Raw genomic sequence first — 18,924 nt, 5'->3', positions numbered from 1 at the left:
CGAGTCTTGCTCGGCGGCTTCCCGGCTCACAATATTCAGCCGCGAGCCTTCGCCGGGACGCCGAACGAGATCCAGACGTCAGGCGGCAGATCCGGGCGGTCTGGTACTGGCCTGCGTTCTTCAGACCAGGCATCGCCGGCGATCTCGGTGGCGACGCGATGCCAGAAGTGCACTGCGGACGGGTTGTCGTGCTGAAAGGCGACTTCCCACGGGCCGGGGTGCTTGGCCACGACGTCTTGGACGGCACGCAGTCCGATGCCTGCCCTCCGTGCCCCGCGCACCACGAAGAAGCTGTTCAATACGTGCGTCGGACCGGCCAGGCCGCGGACGAACGCGAGACCGACTGGGCGCTCGCCGCTGGTCAAGAGGTATGGCGCCCAGTCGGCGTCAGCGAAGGCCGTGTGAAGCCGATCGTTCCGGAAGGTGCCGTCTGGGTTGGGCAGCACACCGCGGATCTCGGACATGTCGTGGCGGAACATCAGCCAGAGTCGCTCCGCTATGGGGCGGTCGGCGGCGTTTGCGAGGCGTACAGATACGTGTGGCATGTAACTCCCTTGCAGGGTCGGACCAACTTGCAGGCGCCCTATGCCCGGATCAGTGGTCAGGGACAGGACCAGCGCCCTTATGCGGGGCGCACGTGTCCCGGGGCGAGTTGGCCTCAGGGCATGAAAAAAGCCTCCCCCGCGGATGTGTATCCGAGCCGGGAAGGCCTCACTGTTGACGGTGATCTTAGCAGGTGGCTGGGAGGGTTCGTGGGCGCGTCTCGCCCTGGGCCGTATCGGCCGCCGGATCCTGCACGGTGGTCAGCGTCTGCTGAGGTCGGCGGCGTAATCGGCGCCGAAGCCTTGACGTTCGCGGTTCCAGTTGTCGCCGGTGGTCTGGTGGAAGCCGAGCAGCCGGCTGAAGACGAAGGACGGCAGTTCGGAGGCGATGTCCATCAGTGCGGTGTTCCGGGCGACCCGGGGGCGGATGCCGATGGCTCGCAGCCGGTTGCCCAGGTGGTGCGGGGCGAGGGGCTGGCCGGGGTAGCCGCCGGGGAACAGCCACTTCGGTTCGGTGATCGGGATGGTCACGGCGTGGCCCTGGCGCCGTTGTACGAGTTGTCGGATGAGGTCGTCCAGCGGCGCGGGCAGGTCCGCGGGGGCCGGGCCGAGGGCGAGAGTGACCTTGTCTCCGTGGTCGGTGACCTGGTCTGTAGTGAGCTGGGTGATCCGGCTGGGCGGCTGGGCGAACAGCAGCAGAAGCAGCCCGGCCGCCCGGTCGACGGTGTCCAGCTGGTCGTCATGGACGAGGCGTCGGACCAGGGCCCAGCGTTGGTCCTGGGCGATAACGTGCGTGGTGAAGTCGCCCGAGTAGAGCGGCACTTCCAGCGGCGCGGTGTGACCGCGGCGGCTGGTCCACAACAGGAAGGCGCGGACATAGGCCCGCTGGGCGGGGCCCTCGGCGAGCCAGGTGTCCAGATGGTCCTGGGTGCAGTCGGCGAGACCGCTACCGTGGCTGTGGAGCCAGTCCAGCAGCCGCACGATGTTGCGGATCTCGTGCTTGACGCCGGCGGCCTGGCCGTGGGTGACATGCTTGCCGTCCGGAAGGCTGCGCAGACGCCGCAGGTGGTGCCAGGTGGCCCAGCTGCGAAGGATCTTCCGCTCGTCGGCGACTTCGACGCGGGCAAGGGTCTTGGCCAGGAACTTCTCCAGGGTGACGAGTTGTTCGTCGCGAGCGGGCAGGGCCCCTCCGGCGACGAAGATGGCGCGCAGGTTCGTCGCGGTCTGGACCGAGGAGCATCGGTCGAGGGTCTCGTGTGTGACGGGCCCGGCGCCCTCGGCCAGTGCCTCAAGGATCGCGCGGCGGGCGGGGACCTTGTTGATCCAACGCAGCACGGCACGGGGCTGAGCACGCAGGATTGCCTCGAAGACCGGCTCCAGTTCGGGGCGCATGGCAGTCCGGGAGCCGGTGAGCACCTCGCGCAGGCTGCGGCGGGCGGCGCATGCGGTGCAGAGTCCGTGGTGGAAGAGTCTCTCGACGGTGCCGCAGCCGGTGCAGGGCCGGTGTGCGGCGGGGTGCTTGGACCAGCAGGTCTGGCACAGCGGCTTGCCGTCCGGTCGGCCCATCACACGATATGTCTTGCCGCAGGCGGAGCATGGTGTGCGTGGCTCACCGCAGTACTTGCACAGCGATTCGCCGGACTCGGTGAGGTAGTTGATGGCCCGTTCGACACCGCAGCGAGCGCAGATGCCCTGCCGCTTGGTCCGCTCGTAGCAGGTCGTGCATTTCAGGGCCCCGGTTCGGATCTCCCTGCAGGGGCCTGGCCGCCCGCAGTCTGCGCAGGTCGCCATGGGCCACTTGGCGCAGTGCACGCACAGGTCGCCCTCGCCGGTGGTCGTCACGTTCTTCTTCCAGGCTCCGCACCGGCTGCACTTCTTCCGGTTGAACGGCACTGCCTGGCGGCAGCTGCCGCACAGCGGCTGGCCGTCGAAGGTCCTGGTGTCCACGAATCGCGGGCGCTGGCAGCGCACGCAGATCGCGGTGCGGCTGGCGCGCGAGCAGGTCACGCAGGATCGCAGGCCGTCGCGAGTGGCGCTGAGTTCCCGAGCGCGTCGACAGAACGGGCAGGCCGGGATCACCAACCCCGTCGCGCCGCGGTCGAGCAAAGCCCGGATCAAGCCGGCCGTCTTGCGGGGGCCCTGGGCGCCATCGCCGGTCAGGAGATTCGGGACGTCCTCCAGAGCGTGCAGCAGGTGGCGTTGGCCGTTGCTGCGACGCTCGACCGACAGGACGGCTTCCTTGATCTTCTGCTGCGGCAGATCGACCGGGAGGCAGGCGAGTTTCTCGCAGAGCGAGGCCAGCGGGTCCTTCGGACCGTCCGGGTGCCGGGTGCAGCGGGGCCGTCCCTGCCGGTCGCGTGCGGCGAACTCGTGGCGGCCGCACACGGTGCACGGGTTGGCCAGCGCGTACCGACGGGCGTTGCAGGATCTGCAGATCCGTCCGTTGTCGCTCAGCGCCTCCAAGGGCCGCTGGCGTTGGCACTGTGCGCATCGGGGCAGGTCGACGTGCACAGCGCCGTGCTCGCGCAGAGCACGGATCAGCCTCTCAACCGAGCGGGGTCCTTCGGGACGGCCGGAGGTGAGCAGGTCCGGGTCCGCGTGCAGTGCTTCGGCGAGCTCGCGCCGCTGTGGTCGGCGCTTGACCGTCGAGAGCAGGACCGTCTCGGTGACCTCCACGGCAAGGTCCGGCTCCACGGAGTGCACGGCCTCGACGATGAACCTTTCGGGTTCGAGAGCGAACCTCGGCTCCTGTTCGTGCACGGCGACGCTCTACTCGGGCAGGATTCGGGCCCGCTTGGGCCGGAAGTCTCCGACGCCCGACGTGCCTTCGCCGGTCTGTTCTCCTCCGCCGGCTGCGGCAGTCTTGCGTCGTCGGCCGCCCGCCGCGGCGACGGGCTCGATCAGGTCCTCCATCGAGCAGCCGAGGATGTCGAGCAGGGCCATGAGCGTCTTCAGGCTCATGCGCTCGGGCCGCTCGACCACCAGACGGTAGGTCTGGCTGGGAGAGAGGTCGATGCCCCGCTCGGCCAGCAGCGGCCGCAGATCGGTCGTGGAGAACATGCCTCGGGTGGCCATCACCTCCCGCAGATGCCAGCTGTAGTCCAGCTTCGCCGTCACGTCGTCTCCCTACTGTTCGTTGTCAAGGGCCCGGTCCAGGACCTTGCGCATCATCGTGTTCATGAAGTCACCGCTGACCCCGGTGTAGATCGCGGTCGTCGACGGGAAGCGATGCCCAACTTGCCGCTGGACGAATGCCGGGTCGGCGCCGTCCTCGATCTGGTGCGTGACGTGGCTGTGCCGCAGGCAGTGCGGCACCAATTCCTTGTCCAGCCCCAGTGCGTCACGGTAAGTGGCGAACCGGTCCTCGATCTCCCGGGCCTGCAGGCGACCGCCCCGCTCGGTCAGCCACAGCGCAGGCTTCTCGCCCGCCTCCGCATAGCGGGGACGGACGTTGGCCAGGTAGTCCTCGACCGCCTCCACCGCCCACGGCATGACGCTCAGCACCATCCGGCGGCGTGGCGGCGACCCCTTGGTCCGCTTGCCGTACCGCACATGCAGCGAGCCGAACCGGCCCAGCTCCGGAGCTTTCGGGTTGCGGTAGAAGTCAGTGATCTCCAGCCGCGACGCCTCAGTGCAGCGCAGCCCCCAGCCGTAGATGGTCTTGAACACCGTGGCGTCGCGGTAGGCCGCCAGGGCTCCCTTGCGGCCCAGCCGGATCGCCCGCTCCACCTGGTCGTCGGCGTAGTCGAAGAAGAGCTGGATCTCCTCGCGGGTCATCGGCCGCCGGTCGGGGCCGCCCTCGTAGTCGACCAGGTGGGCCGCGGTGTTCCACTCGTGGCAGATCTGCACCGGGTGCGTACCGAACCGGGCTTCGCACTCGGCAGGCCACTGGTAGTGCGGCGAGGTGATGTAGTCACAGAACAGCCGCAGCGTCGTCTGGTAGCTGCGGATCGTCGACTCCGCCCGCTTCAACTCCGCGATCTGGTACGTCATCCACTCATCGACGTCGGCTGCCGACCACTGCCACGGATAGGCATTGGTGTACTCACCGAAGCGGCGGACCACATTCTGCCGACCCTTGACAGTCTCCGGCTGAAGCCGCCGACCCCCGCGCTGCTGCCGCCCCCAGCCCTCCAACATCGCCTCGAAGACGGCGTCTTCCGGGTGCAGCAGAGCCACGCCGTCCAGCAGCACCAACCGCGCGGACCCCTCACTCAGACCCATTCTCGACACGCAACCTCCCGGCCATCGGGTGCGCGAATCATGCATCAGATGAACGGTCGCCCGCAGGTCAGCGGTCTCACCATCGTGCATCAAACGCAATTCCCCGGGGTTCGACCAACTCCGCACCACCTGCCAGTGCTGCTCACGCGGCATCGACACCAACCGCGACCAGCCCCAGTGCTGCGCGATCGGGACCTGCTGCTGCAAGCGGCTGTCGCCGCTGACGCTCGCCTACGTGCACTCCGTCCTGAAATCCGCCCTGGAGCACGCCGTCCGCGAGGAGGAGATCCCCCGCAACGTCGCCCGCAACGTCCGCATGGGTACGCCCCGACCCCGCCGGTTCGAGCCCCTCACCGCCGAGGAGGCGCGCGCGTTCCTGGCCGCCACGAGCGGCCACCGGCTGAGCCCGCTGTTCGAACTCGCCCTGCGCACCGGACTGCGCAAGGGTGAACTCCTCGGCCTGCGCTGGGAAGACCTCGACCTGGCCGGCGCAACCGCCAGCATCCGCCGCACCTTGCAGCGCACCAACTCCAGCGGCCTGACGGCCCTACCGACGAAGACGCAGAGCTCGGAGCGGCGCATCGCCCTGCCCACCGAGTGCCTGCGCTCACTCGAACAGCACCGCGACCGGCAACGTCAGGAACGCGAAGCAGCAGGGGCGGGCTGGAAGGCGAGCGGCTACGTCTTCACCCGGCCCGACGGCTCCCCGATCGAGGGAGCAACACTCACCCGGCACTTCAACACCCTGCTCCGCCGGGCCACTCTCCGCCGCATTCGCTTCCACGACCTCCGGCACTCGGCGGCGACCCTGCTCCTGGAGCAGGGCGTCGAGCTCGTCGTGATCAAGGAATTGTTGGGTCACGCCCACATTGGCGTGACCGCGACGGTATGCGCCCACGTCCGGCTCCGCCTCCAACGAGACGCCATCGACCTCCTCGGCAACGCCCTCCGCAACCCCGCCCAGCCCACCGCTCGACCCGACGACGGCGACGAACCACCCCTTTGTGCAGCACCCGTCCGCTGACGTTGCCGTCAACTACTGCCGTCAGACACCACAGAGGCCCCACCGGAACGCCATTCCGGGGGGCCTCTGGTGGTTACTTCACCCGAGCGCGAGATTGCCTTCTAACAGCCCACCGAATCCACAATTCGACTTGGATCGCCGGGGATCTGGATTCCATTCATGCTCAGAGATTCGAACATTTCGAGAACTTTTTCCCTATCGCGAACAAGGATGGCGGTCTGATTATTTACGCTCCTTGCGGGATTAAGGTAGGGGTGGGAAGCGATCGCAATGCTGTCACCAATGCGCCAGGCGGCGGATTCCTCAAGCCATATTTCCTGTCGAGCGGTTTCGCCAATCAGATCTAGAACTCGATCGAAGTCGCCGTCCAGCCTGGCTACATAGTGCCAACCACGCAGCTCGTTCCAGATTGCGCAGTCTTCAATGAAACTCGCAACCGAGTTGAAGAGGAGATGGAATTCATCACCCCACGAGCATCCAAATTCTCCATGCTCGGAAACGACGATGTCGCACTGAGCATGCTCATGGCGCGCCGCGCGGAACATGATCACACCGTTCCGAGATCCCCGTAGTCGTGGATTCGAGCCACAGCCAAGGAGGATGGAACCTCTCAGCGGCCCACCAGCAACTTTGAGGGTTCGTCCTTCGTAATCCCGACGGTAGCCCGCGACGATCTGGTACATCGCGGGTAGGTCCAAAGCATCGGGGGCCAAGCCAGTAGCATCTAGCGTCACACTTGGCTCGGATTGACCTAGCGCCACCGACCCTTCTCTCAGGAATCTCAGCGCCCTATTCGACAGTTCGGCAGGCTCGTAAATCATTCGAGCGGACCTCCTCCAAGGAACCCAAATAGGCGCTCGCAATCAGGACAGAATGGCTTGACTTCACCATGGAGCTCTGGGCCATAGCCCTGGCTGCCACCCATCACATGGACGGCCTGGCCGCGCGCGCCGTCGATTGACGCACCCTGACTCTCAATGTCGCACAAAGCGCCAATTTCTGCACAACCACCGTGGTGCCCAGTAGCCTCAACAGCTGTTCGCACCTGCGGGGTCAAACTCCCCGGGCTCCTGGCCACGCTGACCCCGAGTCCATGCGTCCCATCCTTTGCCACAACTTCCGCAGCAACATTCGTCTTACCGATATTGGCATCTGCATGGTCGAGAAGTGCATCCGACGGGTCATTGCAGTTATGCACTAGGACCGGCGTGGTACCGGCGAGTACATAGTACGTGTGGAGGTCGCCGATGGTGAGGTCGTAGGTGGTGGTGTTGGCGTGGAAGAGGTGGAGGGCGGTGACCTGGGCGGTGCCGGTGGGGGTTTGGAGGAGGTCGCCGAGGTGGAGGCTCTGGGCCTCGATGAAGGAGGCCTGGGTCTCGTCGTAGAAGGGGTGGTGGAAGGTGGTGTGGAGGGTTCCGCCGCCGGCTGCGACCGCAGCGCCGTTCGGGGTGGTGGTGGCGGCCGGGGTGGTGAGCGCGGTGGTGATGGGGGTGGTGTAGGCGGCCGGGGTGGCCTGGTCGGTGGGGGTGTGGTGGCCGAGGCCGAAGAGGGCGGCGAGGCCCGCGGCCGAGGCGGCGAGGCCGAGGCCCGCCTTGTGGAGGACCTTGGTCTTCAGCGGGACGGCGGTGGTCTTGGCCTGCGTGGTGGTGTCGGCCTGCTTGCCGACGGGGGTGACGGTGACGTCGGCGAAGTCGTGGTCGGTCGTGGTGACGATGACCGCGGTGACCTTGTGGGCCTGCGTGCCCTTCTCCCCGGGCACGGCGTTGGTGATCAGGTCACCGACCTTGATCTGGTCGATGGACTTGGTGGTGCCGTCGGACATCAGGACCGGTGTGTTGGCGGTGAAGCTGTGGCAGGCGCCGCCGCCGCGCAGCCCTCCGGCTGCGCCGAACGCGCCGCCGTACTCGGCTCCACTGATACCCCCGTCGAGGGTCGCCTGGCCCAGGCCGGACGCCGAGCAGGAGGCGCCGGCCAGACAGCCCATGCCGTAGCCGGTGGCGCCTGCCGCCGCACCGCTGACGCCACCTGAGATGGCTCCCGTCGCGGCGCCGGAGACGACCCGGCCGAGCAGGCTGGTGGCGAGTTCGCCGCTGAGGCCGCCCGCGACGCCGGCCCCGACCGCGCCGCCGACGGCGCCGGTGACGATGGAGGTGGCGAAGGAGGTGGCCGAGCAGTTGTCTCCGCCCTTCTGGGCGCACGTGACGCCTTGGGAGACCGCTGAGCCCGCCGCTCCGGCCAGGGCACCGCATTCCACCGCGCCGGCGACCGCTCCGACTCCGCCCGTAGAGACCCCCAGGACGGTTTCGCATCCCGCGAAGACGGCTACGGAGGTGACGAAGCCGGCTATGGCGGCGGCATGCTTTTTGGCGAACTTCACGGCAGCCGCAGCGGTTTTCTTGATCGCGCTGCCGACTGTTCGTGCCGCCTTCACCAGCGCGGACCCGACCTTTTTCGCCTTGCTCCAGGCCGATTTGGCGAGGTGGACGGCGCGTTTCGCGAAGGTTCTCACGGCCCTGAGTCCCCTGCGGTACTCACTTCGGCCCCAGTTGTAGAGCCGGCGTCCATAGCTGCGCAGGGTGTGGACGGCGTCGTCGATGTGGTGGACGGCGCTGGTGACGGTCCGCTTCACCGCCTGCACGGCGGTGCTCAGGCCGCTGGCGTGGTAGAGCCAGCGCCCGGCGCGCCCGATGTCGTCAAAGGTGCTGGAGGCGGTGGAGGTGACGCCGTTCCAGGCGCTCGATGCGGCGTGGACCACGGCGTGGTAGTCGCAGCTGAAGTCGAACATGCCGCAGTGGCCGCTGGGGTCCTGGTCGCCCAGGGGGTTGTCGCCGACGTAGGCGAAGGGGTTGGCGGTGGTGGAGTTGGGGACGGGGTTCCCGGAGTAGGTGTCCTTGTTGAGGAAGGTGCCGGTGGCCGGGTTGTACCAGCGCGAGGCGGTGCCGACCTTGCCCGTGGTGGCCTCGGTCCAGCCGGACTGGAAGCCCAGGTGGCCGTTGAGGCCGGTGTTGGCGGTGACGTTGCCCATCGGGTCGTAACTGGCCGACCCGGCAAGGGCGGTGGCGCCCGGGGTGAAGGTCGCGACCACGTCGCTGTGCTGGTCGGTCAGGGCCAGGGTGCCGGTGCTGGTGGAGGTGGCGTTGGCGTTGTTGATACCGACCAGGGCGTCGCCCGGGTCGTAGGTGTAGCTGTAGTCGCCGTCGCTGGCGATGGTGTTGCCCGCGCCGGAGTACTGGAAGGTGCGTGAGGTGCTGGCGGCGCTGTCGGCGTCGGTGATGTTGCGGCCGTTCGCGTCCAGCGTGTAGGACTGCGGGCCGGCGGTGATCTCTTGGCCGTAGGCGTCGGACGCGTAGGCGCTGCTCCCCGAGGTGGTGACGTCCAGGGTCAGGGTGCCGCGCGCGGAGTAGCTGTAGGTGTTGGTGCCGTCGGAGGTCAGCTGGTCGCGGGCGTCGTAGGTGAAGACGTTGGAGCCGACCTGGATCCGGTTGCCGGAGGCGTCGTAGGCGTAGGCGGTGTTGGTGGTGCCGTTGTTCCACGAGGTCAGCCGGTTGGCCTGGTCGTAGGTGTAGGCGTTCGCCGAGGCACCCGAAACGCCGGTGGTGGTCTTCGACGTCAGATTGCCGACCTTGTCGTAGCCGTAGCTCATCGACGCGAGCGTGGTGCCGCCCTGGGCCAGCGTGTCCCCGGTCAGCTCGTGGGAGCTGTTGTAGCTGTAGGAGCGGACCTGGCCGGTGGCGCCGTAGTTGACCTGGGACAGCTGGTTCAGGCTGTTGTAGCTGTAGCCCAGCTGGGTTCCGGTGGCCGGGTCGTTCAGGCTCGACAGGCGTCCGGCGGTGTCATAGCCGTAGTTGGTGGTGCCGGCGGCGTCGGTGCGGGCGATCAGGCTGCCGTCGTTGTTGTACCCGAAGCTGGAGTTTCCTCCGGAGCCCGTGGCGGTGAGCAGTTGGCCGCGGTCGTTGTAGCTGAACGCCTCGCTGGTCGCGGTCTGGTAGTCGGCGTTGCCGCTGGTGCCGGCGGTGGAGGTGGCGGCGGTCAGCACCTGCCCGGTGGGGTCGTAGGTGAAGGTGCGGGTCGCGGTGGCCGCCTCCGCGCCGCTGCCGGACTGGGTCAGCAGATTGCCGACCTTGTCGTAGGTGTTGCTGACGCTCACGCCACCCGGGGCGGTGCTGGCGACCAGCTGGCCGTCGCCGTTGTAGGTGTTGGTCGTGGTCGAGTCCGAGGCGGCGGTGTAGGTGCTGGTGGTCGGCTCGGTGACGCTCTGGGTCTGGCCCCAGGGCGTGTAGGCGTACATCCAGGAGTTGCCGCGACCGTCGGTGTAGCGGGTGCGCTGGCCTGCGGCGTCGTAGCCGAAGCTGGTGGTGATCGAGGAGGTCGCCGAGACCGGCTGGACCTCCTGGGTCACCATGTTGGTGGCGTCGTAGGCGAAGTGACTGGTGTTGCCGTTGGCGTCGGTGGTGCTGATCGGGTTGCCGTTGCCGTCGTAGTGCGTGGCGGTCTGGGTGAGCACGGTGCCCGCGGCGTCGTACGTCGTGGTCCAGGCCGGCTGGGCGGAGGCGTTGTAGTCGACCTCGCTCCAGGTACCGTCCGGCAGGTAGGTGTCCTGCCGGTTGCCCATGTAGTCGTAGCCGTACTTGGTGGTGTTGCCGGCCCCGTCGGTGACCGAGGTCTGGTCGCCGGCCCGGTCGTAGCCGAAGGTGGTGGTCACTCCCCCGGGCGTGGTGGTGGAGGCCAGGTCGGCCCCGTAGGGGTTCCCGGCCGTCACCGCGTAGGAGTTGGTGGAGACCAGCGTCTGCGGGGAGGGGTAGCGCTCCAGGGTGGTGGCGGTGAGCTGACGCCCCATCCAGTCGTAGGTGGCCTGGGTGCTGGCGCCGTTGGCGTCGGTCACCTGGAGCTTGTCGCCGTTGGTGTCGTAGGTGGTGTGGGTCTTGGTGCCGTCGGCGGCGGTGGTCTGGGCAACGTCGCCGAGCTGGTCGTAGCCGGCCTGGGTGGTCTCGCCGTCCGGGAGGGCGGTGGACACCAGGTTGCCGTCGGAGTCGTAGGTCCAGGTGCTGGTGGCGGTGATCGGGGTCGAGGACCCGGGCGGGGTGTAGTTCGGCAGCGTGGTCGAGGTCTTCTCGCCGTTGGCGTCGTACGTGGTGGTGCTCTCGTTGCCGTTGGGGTCGACGTTCTCGACCGGCTCACCGAAGGTGTTGAAGCCGGTGGTGGTGACCGGGTGGGCGGTGACCGCGGTGCCGCCGACAGTCTCGACCGAGGCCGCGGGGGCGGTGACCACCGCCATGTTCCCGGCCTCGTCGTAGCCGTAGTCGGTGGTGTTGCCGTTGGGGTCGGTCATCGAGGTGCGCAGACCGCGCTGGTCGTAGGTGTAGCTGGTGGTCTGCGCGGTGGACGAGCCGACGGTGCCGCCGGTGCGGCCGTTGCCGTAGAGGGTGGTGACCTCGGCGGCCGACAGCGCGCGCGGGTAGGCCTGGACGTTGGCGACGGTGGAGGTGTCGGGATTGCTGCCGTAGGAGCCGCCGTTGGCGAGCTTGATGTTGCCGACCGACAGCGGGCCGTTGCCGGTCCACGGGGTCGTGTTGGTGGCGGAGCCGGCGAGTGCCCCGTTCACGTAGAGGCTCATCGACCCGTTGGTGGCGTTGAACACCCCCACCAGATGGGTCCAGGTGTTGAGGGCCGGCGGGGTCTTCGCGGCGGCCCAGGTCTGTCCGGCGCTGAGGCTGTCGGAGGACGGCGAGAGGAACGCCCAGGCGTTCAGGCCCTTGTTGTAGTCCAGGATGAAGGAGCTGAAGGCGTTGCCGCCCTGCGACAGGACGGTGTCGTAGCCGGTGGTGCCGGCCAGGTTCACCCAGGCGGACACCGTGTAGGAGCCGGTGGTGCTGAGCACGGGGCCGTTGGTCGCGATCGACTGGCTGGTGCCGCCCGCGATGGTCGCGCCGCCGTTGCTCCAGGTAGCGCTGCCGACCGCGGCGGTGTTTCCGTTGCCCGACGCGTCGGTGACGGTCGATCCGCTGGTCTGGCTCAGCGGCCACCAACCCGACGGGTGCCCCGACGAGTCCCCGTAGAGGGTGCTGCTGGTGGTGTTGCCGATGGGGTCGTAGGTCGCCGAGCTGGTGCGGTCCCAACCGGAGGAGTCGGTCTGGGTGGAGGTGGCGACCAGGTCGTCCGGCGTGTAGGACACCCGGGTGACGCGGTCCAGGCCGGAGGGGTCGACGGCGGTCGAGGTGACCCGCGAGGCGGCGTCGACGGTGTAGTTGGTCACCGTCGCCCCGTTGTTGGTGACCCGCTGCGTCAGGTTGCCGGCTGCGTCGTAGCTGTTGGACTGCAGGACGAAGCTGTGGCTTCCGGTGGAGTCCGAACGGGTGGCCGTGGAGACCAGGCCGTCGTCGGTGTAGGTGTAGGCGGTGGTGTTGCCCATCGAGTCGGTGATCGACGCCAGCCGGCCGGCCGGGTCGTAGGCACGGGAGGACTCGGTCAGGGTCGTGGCCGCGGTCGGGTTGACCGGGTCCCCGGTGTAGTTGTCCAGGGACTGGGTGAGCAGATGCCCGGCCGCGTCGTAGGTGTACGCGGTGGTGTTGCCGTTCTGGTCGACCTCCGTGACCGGGTTCCCCATGGAGTCGTAGCTGTACGTGGTGGTGTTGCCGTCCGTGGCGCCGGCGTTGCCGTTCGCGTCGGTGCGCGAGGCGACCTGGTCGTCGGCGTTGTAGCTGGTGGTCTCGGTCCGCGAGGCGTCGCCGCCGGTCGTGTCCGCCACGGTCTGGGAGGTGACGTTGCCGTCGGAGTCGAAGGCCGTGGTCGTGACCGCGGTGTGGACCGCTCCGGTGACCCGGTCGGTCAGCGCCGGGCTGCTCTCCTGGGTGACCTGGCCGTCCTGGTCGTAGCTGTACGAGGTGGTCTGGCCGCCGGGGTAGGCGTCGGAGACCACGGTCTTGCTCAGGACCCGGCCCAGGTTGTCGTAGCTGTACTTGGTGACCTCGCCCGCGGCGTCGGTGGTCGAGGCCACGTCGCCGTTGTGCAGGTAGGCGATGGTGCCGGAGGCCCCGCCCGCGGAGCTGGTCCTGACCGGCAGGCCCTTGGGCACGTTGCCGCTGTCGGCCGCCGGGTAGGTGGCGGTGCCGTCCGAGTACACCGTGGTGGAGGTGCGCCCGTTCGGGAAGCCGGGGACCGCGGGGGTGGTCACGCTGGTGCGGTCGCCTGCGGCGTCGTAACCGTAGCTGGTCAGGTAGGCGTTGTCGGTGGCGGAGGCGGAGCGCCCGTCGCGGGCGGTCAGCAGGATGTCGTTGCGGGCGTCCGCGGTGGTGAGCTGCGCGGAGGTGTCGTCCGGGAAGTAGCTGTAGTACTGCGTGGAACAGGTGTTGGCGGCCTCGTTCTGGCAGGTGGTGTTCGAGACGGTGTTGCCGCGCACGTCATGACCCACCACCGTCATCGCGCCGTTGGGGTCGACCATGGAGTGCTCGAAGCCACCGGTGTCGTAGCCGTAGCTGGTGGTGTGGCCCAGGGCGTCGGTCTCCGAGACGATCCGGTTGCCGTTGGTGACGTCGTAGCGACTGGTCTCCGTGCCCCCGGAGGGGGTGGTCGTGGTGACCGTCTCCAGCGGGCTCAGACCGGCGGAGTTCTTGGCCGCGGTGAAGTGCGCGGCCGCGTCCTGCGCACTCAGCTGGGTGTGGTAGAGGGCGAACTCGGCGATGGATCCCGGGAAGTAGCCCAGGCTGTTGGTGGGCGCGGAGGGCCATCCGGCCGACTCCCCGGCACCGACGTACACGTACTGGGTGTTGCTCGCGCCCCAGGTTCCGGTGACCGCGGCGCCCTGCTGGTTGCCGTCCAGGTACAGGGCCTCCGAACCGGCGGAGGCGGCGAGGACCACGTGGTGCCACTGGCCGTCGTTGACGTGACCGGTGCTGGTCGCGTAGCCGAAGCCCCAGATGCGACCCCGGAGTACACCGTCGGTTCCGACGTAGAGAGCGGGGACGTAGCTGTTGCTCTGCGGCGCGCCTCCCGTCAGCGATGCGCCCGCGTAGTCGAACAGGACACCACCGGCGGTGTTGCCCGACGGCATCTTGAACCACATCTCCACCGAGTTCGCGCCGGCGGTGATCTGCTGGTTCGAGGGCAGTTGCACGGACGAGGAGCTGCCGTTGAAGGAGGCGGCCGGCTGGTCCGCGAACGGACCGGCGGCTCCCAGCGTGACGCTGTTGTAGGTGCCGGTGCCGCCCTTGACCTCGTCGGTGGCCGCGGTCGCACCCGCCGGATCGCCCAGGCGCAGGTACGCACTGGGGGCCGCTCCGAGCACTGCCGAGCGGTAGACCTGGCTGGACCCGGCCACGGTGGGGGCGTTGAGTTTCCAGACGCCGCCGTTCTCGTCGGTGACCTGGGTGACGCTGCTGGAGACCGGATCGTAGGCGACGGCCGCGTAGGCCTTGCCCGAGGGGCGGGTGACCGTGGTCAGCAGGTTCGCCGGGTGGGTTCCCGCGCCGTAGAGCGCGGTGACCTGGGCGGCGGACAGCGGCGAGGTGTAGAAGCCGACGTCGGCGATGGAGCCGTTGAAGTAGGTGGCGTAGCCGGTGTTGCCGTTCTTCCCCTGGTTGGGCTCGTCGGGCCAGCCGCCGCCGAGGAACCCGGCGCCCAGGGTGTTGTAGGTCTGGTTGAAGGTGGGCACCCCCGCCCCCACCGACACGGTTCCGTTGACGGTGCCGGCCGCGGCGCCGTCCAGGTAGAGGGTCTGCGAGGCGCCGGCGGCGGACAGCACCACGTGGTGCCACCTGCCGTCGTTGACCGCACCGGACGTGACGATGGGCGCGACCCCGCTCGCGTACCAGAACTCGGCGTTGAGCTTGCCGTCGGTGCCGACGTACAGCGAGGGGGTGTAGAAGCCGGCGGTGGTGCCGTTGCTGACGGGCAGCGAGGAGTAGGAGGAGAGCACTCCGGCGGTGGTGCTGCTGGTCTTGAACCACAGCGACATCGACTGGGAGTTGGCGGCGTTGGCCAGGCTGGACGGCAGCGCGATGCTGGAGGAGGTGCCGTTGAAGGCGGCCGCAGTGGCCGTGGAACCCGCCAGCGCCCCGGGCTGTCCCAGCGTGACGTTGCTGTACGTGGCGTTGTCGCTGCCCTCGTTGGCGAGGACCGAGCTCGTGGCGGTGCTGCCCGAGGCCTCGGACAGCGTCCACAGTGAGTGCGGAGCCAGGTCGAGGGCGGCGGTGGGGTACTGCGAGCCGGTGCCGTACCCGTAGGTGGTGCAGTGGGTGTAGTCCGCGGGGTCGCAGGCCTTGGCCAGCTGGTCACCGTTGTAGGTGTAGGTCCAGGTCAGATCGGTGTTCTGGTCGGTACCGGTGACCGGGTCGGAGAACACCGTCGCCACGTGCGCGCCGGTGGCGCCGGTGGGGGTGGACCAGGTCAGGTGCAGGGAGCGCCCCGCGGTGGCCGAGGTCATCGTGGTGATCTGGCCGCCGGACCAGGCGAAGGTCTCCGCGCGGCCGTCCGCGTCGGTCACCGCGGTGATGCCGTAGCCGCCGGAGCCCAGCGACTGGGTGAAGGTGTAGACCGTGTCGTTCTTGTCGGTCAGCGTGTAGCCGCCGGTGACCGCCTTGAAGGTCGCGAAGCGCCCGGCCGGGGCGGTGAAGGAGCCGTCGCTGTTCTTCCCGTAGCCGATCACGGAGCCGTCGGGGTAGGTCACCTGCACGCTGGTCACGGCACCCGAGGCGCCGTACTGCTCGCTGGCGCGGGCGTCGAAGATGCTGGCCCACCCGGCGCCGAAGGCCTCGGCGCTGCGCGGGTCACGGGAGTTGTAGTCGCGCACGACGTCCAGGGAGGGGCCGACCACGGACACCGAGGCGTCGGTGGCGGTGGTGGTGTAGTTGCCGATCGACGGGTCGTAGCCGTGCTCGCTGCTGTTCTGCGACAGGCCCGAAGTGATCACCGGCTGCGGGACCTCGACGGTCAGCGCCGACCAGGGCATGGCAGTGGAGTACGCGGAACCGTCGTAGGCCTGCACGGTCCAGTAGTAGGTCTGCCCCCAGGCCAGCTTGCCCGCGGGCACGGTCCAGTCCCCGCCGGTGACCAGACCGGAGTCGACGACCTTGGTGCCCGAGGCGGTGTAGAGCTGGAAGTCGTACTGCAGGGTGGGGTTCGGCGCGCCGTCGTCGATCGCGGCGGCGGCGAACTCCGGGGTGAGGCTGGTCGCGGTGGTGTTGTTGGCCGGGTACTCCTGGGTGAGCTGCGGGGCGATGTTCCCGGTGTAGGTGATGCTCAGCACCGGGGCGAACCCGGGATCGTTGAACGAGCCGAACTGCTTCCAGGTCAGGTCGTTGGTCGTGGCCGCGTACACGGCCAGGCCGTGGTCCGCGGTGGTGCCGTTGGCCCAGCCCTGGAAGGCGGTGGTGGTCAGCGGCACGGTCAGCCAGTCACCGACCGTGCGGTTGGCCGCGGTGTTGCCGCAGGCGGCGGTGAGCGTGGAGACCGCCGGTGTCAGGCTGCCGATCGAGGCGCCGTAGGCCGGACCGGGCCAGCCGGTCACCCCTGAGGGCGTCCAGGCCGCCGACACCGGGGCCACGTTGAACTGCTCGGCGTAGGCGCAGGTCGAGGCCCAGGTGTCGAACAGTTGCAGGCTGGCGGAGGTCACCGTGACCTTGGAGCCGTCCAGGGTGGCGAACTGGTCGCCGATGTAGCCGACCCCGCTGTGGGTGCCCGAGTCGTAGGAGCCGGCCTTGATCGACAGCTCCGCCGAGTGGTCGCCCGGGTTGTTGGACTCCGCGTAGGTCGTGGTCCAGCCGTCGCTGATGGTCGGGTCGACGGTGACCGGGAAGACCCGCTCCGGAGCGTGCAGCCAGACCGGGTCCAGCGTCACGACCAGGGCCTGGTGGCCGCCGGTGGTGGTGAGCCGGTAGGTCACCGCATGGGTGGTCGCCGGGTCGCCGGAGCGCTTGTCGACCTTGGAGTCGAAGGCGTAGCCGGCCGGGATCTCCTCGACGGTCTTCCCCGAGGCGTCGACCAGGTCGATCGCCCCGCCGCTGCCCTGGACGGCGGTCAGGCCCTTCAGGGCCAGCGGGAAGGTCCAGGAGCTGGCGGCCTGCGCCGAGTGCAGGACGATCGATTCCTTCAGGCCCACCGTGGTGGGCGCGACCACCAGGTCGGTGGAGGGCAGCGCGGCGGGGTAGGTCACCGTGGAACCCGAGGCGCGGGCCGCCACCGGGGCCGCACCCTGCAGGCCGTAGCTCAGCGAGTGGGCGCCGTCCACCGCGAAGTCCGCCAGGGCCGGCGCGGAGGCCGTGGGGGCGAAGTCGACGCTGAGCGAGTTCGCCTTCTCGTGCCAGCGCTGATCCGCTCCGGCCTGCACGCCGGTGTCGATCGGCTGCCAGTTCCCGGAGGCGTCACGGTAGTTGACCGGGCTCTGGGACAGCTTGCGGGTGACCGAACCGTCGGCGTTGTGGAAGTAGGTGGACGTCTGTGTCGACTTGCCGGCCACCCTGGTGCTGGTGCGCGCCTGGAATCCCGCGCTCCCGGCGCTGGCGCCGGGGGTGAAGGTGCGTCCGTACGGGGCGTAGGGGGCGAGTTGGCCGTGCCCGGTGCCGGGCGCGCGCCCGGCACCACGGCCGGCACGGGTGGCGGAGGCACTCACCGCATGGCTGCGCCCGGCGGCCGTCCCCGAGGCCTGCCTCGGCAACGCCCCCCAGTGCGGGTCGGTGAACCAGCTCGCCATCTGCGCCCAGGTCGGCAGGTGCAGCGGCGGGAATCCCGTCTCGGCCGCACCCGCCGTCGCGATGCCCGACCCCGAGAACAGGCCCACGACCAGCAGCACCGCCACCAGTCGCATCACCCGACGCATCCGACGTCCCCTCAAGGACCAGCCGGAGCCCCGCATCGCCCGCGTGCGCATCGCCGCAACCCCACCCACATGAAAAACATCCCGAACAGACGAACGGACGAGAGTTGATCACGCAGGCGGGGGGCATCCACAAGATTCCACAGGCAGCTCATGCCAGACTCTCACCAAGGATCGGGAACCATTGCCGGACCATGGCCATGAGCAGGCATTCTGCGAATAGTCCGAGTTGTCCCCGGGAGGAATCAGGCATTCCGTTTACAACCGCTCCACTGCGGCAGCCACTGCGGCACGCGCCTGGGCGGGCTCCAGGTAAGAGATCGATGAGACATTAACCCCGTGCCCGGTCCCGCCCAGCACGAGAAACCGGACCTTGGCGAACCGTGCCCCCTCGGCCGTCACGGCCGCGGCCCCCGACCCGTCGGTGACCAGGACCGCCTCGCAGCCCCCCACCGCGAGCGAAGCCAGATACGGCTCCGTGTTGCCCGCGCTGTCCTGGCCGACCACCGAGAGATAGCGCACCTGCGCCCGGGTCCTTGACGAGGCGTCACGCATCCCCGCCCAGGCCGCGGCGGCCCGCGGGTCCGCCAGGCCGGCCGGCGGGGTCAGCAGGCACACCTGGGTCGCCGCGTAGACCCGCGCCCGCACCGGCAAGCGGGTCGGCTTCGCCGCCGGCCACAGCGTCGACGCGGCGACGGCGAGCACGGCCAGCACGGCCGCCCCCGCCGGCACCCACCAGAACCTGCGCAGCACCCTGCCCATACGCCACCGTCCTCAACCCGTCTCCACCCGCTCAAGACCTGTTCCCGGCGGCGAACCGGCAGCATACGCACCCCGCGCAAGCCCCGGAGCAGCACGGCAGCCCCGGAGCGACCACCGCGGCACCGCGGCGTCCAGCCGCTAGTTCGCCCAGGGCGGGGTGATGGTGGTGCCGTCGGGGAGGGTGACCGAGAGGCCGATGCTGGTGCTGACCCACATGGTGGCGGGGGCGCCGCTGGTGTTGTCGACGCACAGCCGTGCGCCCGCCGGGGCGATCACGACGTCGCCGGCGGACAGCTCGGCGACCTCCCCGTCGATGCTGAAGCGCAGACTGCCGGAGAGCAGGTAGAGCACCTCCTCGTGGCTGACGGTGTGCGGGACGCCGGCGGTGCCGTCCGGGATCTCGCCGCGCCAGGCGGCGAGCTGGCCGCTTCCGGTGCCGGGGTTGGCGTAGGCGGTGAAGCGGACCCCGTGGACCTCGTGGTCGACGGCGTCGGTGGCGCGGACGTACGGCATGGAGGAACTCCAGGAGGGACGGGCCTGCCGAGATGGGCAAGCGGCTTGACTAC

8 protein-coding genes and 1 pseudogene are annotated in these 18,924 nt (G+C 69.1%); 1 reads left to right on the top strand and 8 read right to left on the bottom strand.

What is annotated here, in order from left to right:
- Window positions 1-35: 35 nt before the first annotated feature.
- From ABH925_RS07700 to ABH925_RS07685, 4 genes are all read right to left on the bottom strand, one after another.
- Entirely contained in the window at window positions 36-545 is a 510-nt protein-coding gene (locus ABH925_RS07700) for a GNAT family N-acetyltransferase (RefSeq protein WP_370146333.1), read from the bottom strand.
- Between the two features lie 258 nt (window positions 546-803).
- Window positions 804-3,302 (bottom strand): hypothetical protein, encoded by a 2,499-nt coding sequence (locus ABH925_RS07695; protein ID WP_370146332.1) that lies wholly within the window; start codon window positions 3,300-3,302, stop codon window positions 804-806.
- A gap of 9 nt (window positions 3,303-3,311) precedes the next feature.
- Complete coding sequence (locus ABH925_RS07690; protein WP_370146329.1) at window positions 3,312-3,659, bottom strand: helix-turn-helix domain-containing protein; 348 nt, start codon at window positions 3,657-3,659, stop codon at window positions 3,312-3,314.
- A 9-nt stretch (window positions 3,660-3,668) separates the two neighbouring features.
- On the bottom strand, window positions 3,669-4,766 hold the full coding sequence (locus tag ABH925_RS07685) for a tyrosine-type recombinase/integrase (RefSeq protein WP_370146380.1): 1,098 nt from the start codon (window positions 4,764-4,766) through the stop codon (window positions 3,669-3,671).
- Between the two features lie 112 nt (window positions 4,767-4,878).
- On the opposite strand from ABH925_RS07685, the pseudogene ABH925_RS07680 reads away from it, so the two are divergent.
- A pseudogene (locus ABH925_RS07680) lies at window positions 4,879-5,790 on the top strand (tyrosine-type recombinase/integrase); the annotation flags it as partial.
- 101 nt (window positions 5,791-5,891) lie between these two features.
- On the opposite strand, the gene ABH925_RS07675 reads toward ABH925_RS07680, so the two are convergent.
- The 4 genes from ABH925_RS07675 to ABH925_RS07660 form a co-directional block, all read right to left on the bottom strand.
- Complete coding sequence (locus tag ABH925_RS07675) at window positions 5,892-6,473, bottom strand: hypothetical protein (RefSeq protein ID WP_370146325.1); 582 nt, start codon at window positions 6,471-6,473, stop codon at window positions 5,892-5,894.
- 134 nt (window positions 6,474-6,607) lie between these two features.
- Window positions 6,608-17,599 (bottom strand): LamG-like jellyroll fold domain-containing protein, encoded by a 10,992-nt coding sequence (locus tag ABH925_RS07670; RefSeq protein WP_370146323.1) that lies wholly within the window; start codon window positions 17,597-17,599, stop codon window positions 6,608-6,610.
- 255 nt (window positions 17,600-17,854) lie between these two features.
- On the bottom strand, window positions 17,855-18,358 hold the full coding sequence (locus ABH925_RS07665; RefSeq protein ID WP_370146320.1) for a hypothetical protein: 504 nt from the start codon (window positions 18,356-18,358) through the stop codon (window positions 17,855-17,857).
- 138 nt (window positions 18,359-18,496) lie between these two features.
- Window positions 18,497-18,871, bottom strand: a complete 375-nt coding sequence (locus ABH925_RS07660; RefSeq protein WP_370146319.1) for a cupin domain-containing protein — start codon at window positions 18,869-18,871, stop codon at window positions 18,497-18,499.
- Between the last annotated feature and the right edge of the window lie 53 nt (window positions 18,872-18,924).

Source organism: Streptacidiphilus sp. EB129, assembly GCF_041262645.1.
Classification (GTDB): domain Bacteria; phylum Actinomycetota; class Actinomycetes; order Streptomycetales; family Streptomycetaceae; genus Streptacidiphilus.
Note: the sequence above shows the minus strand (reverse complement) of the source record. Positions and strands in the feature narration are given on the sequence as shown.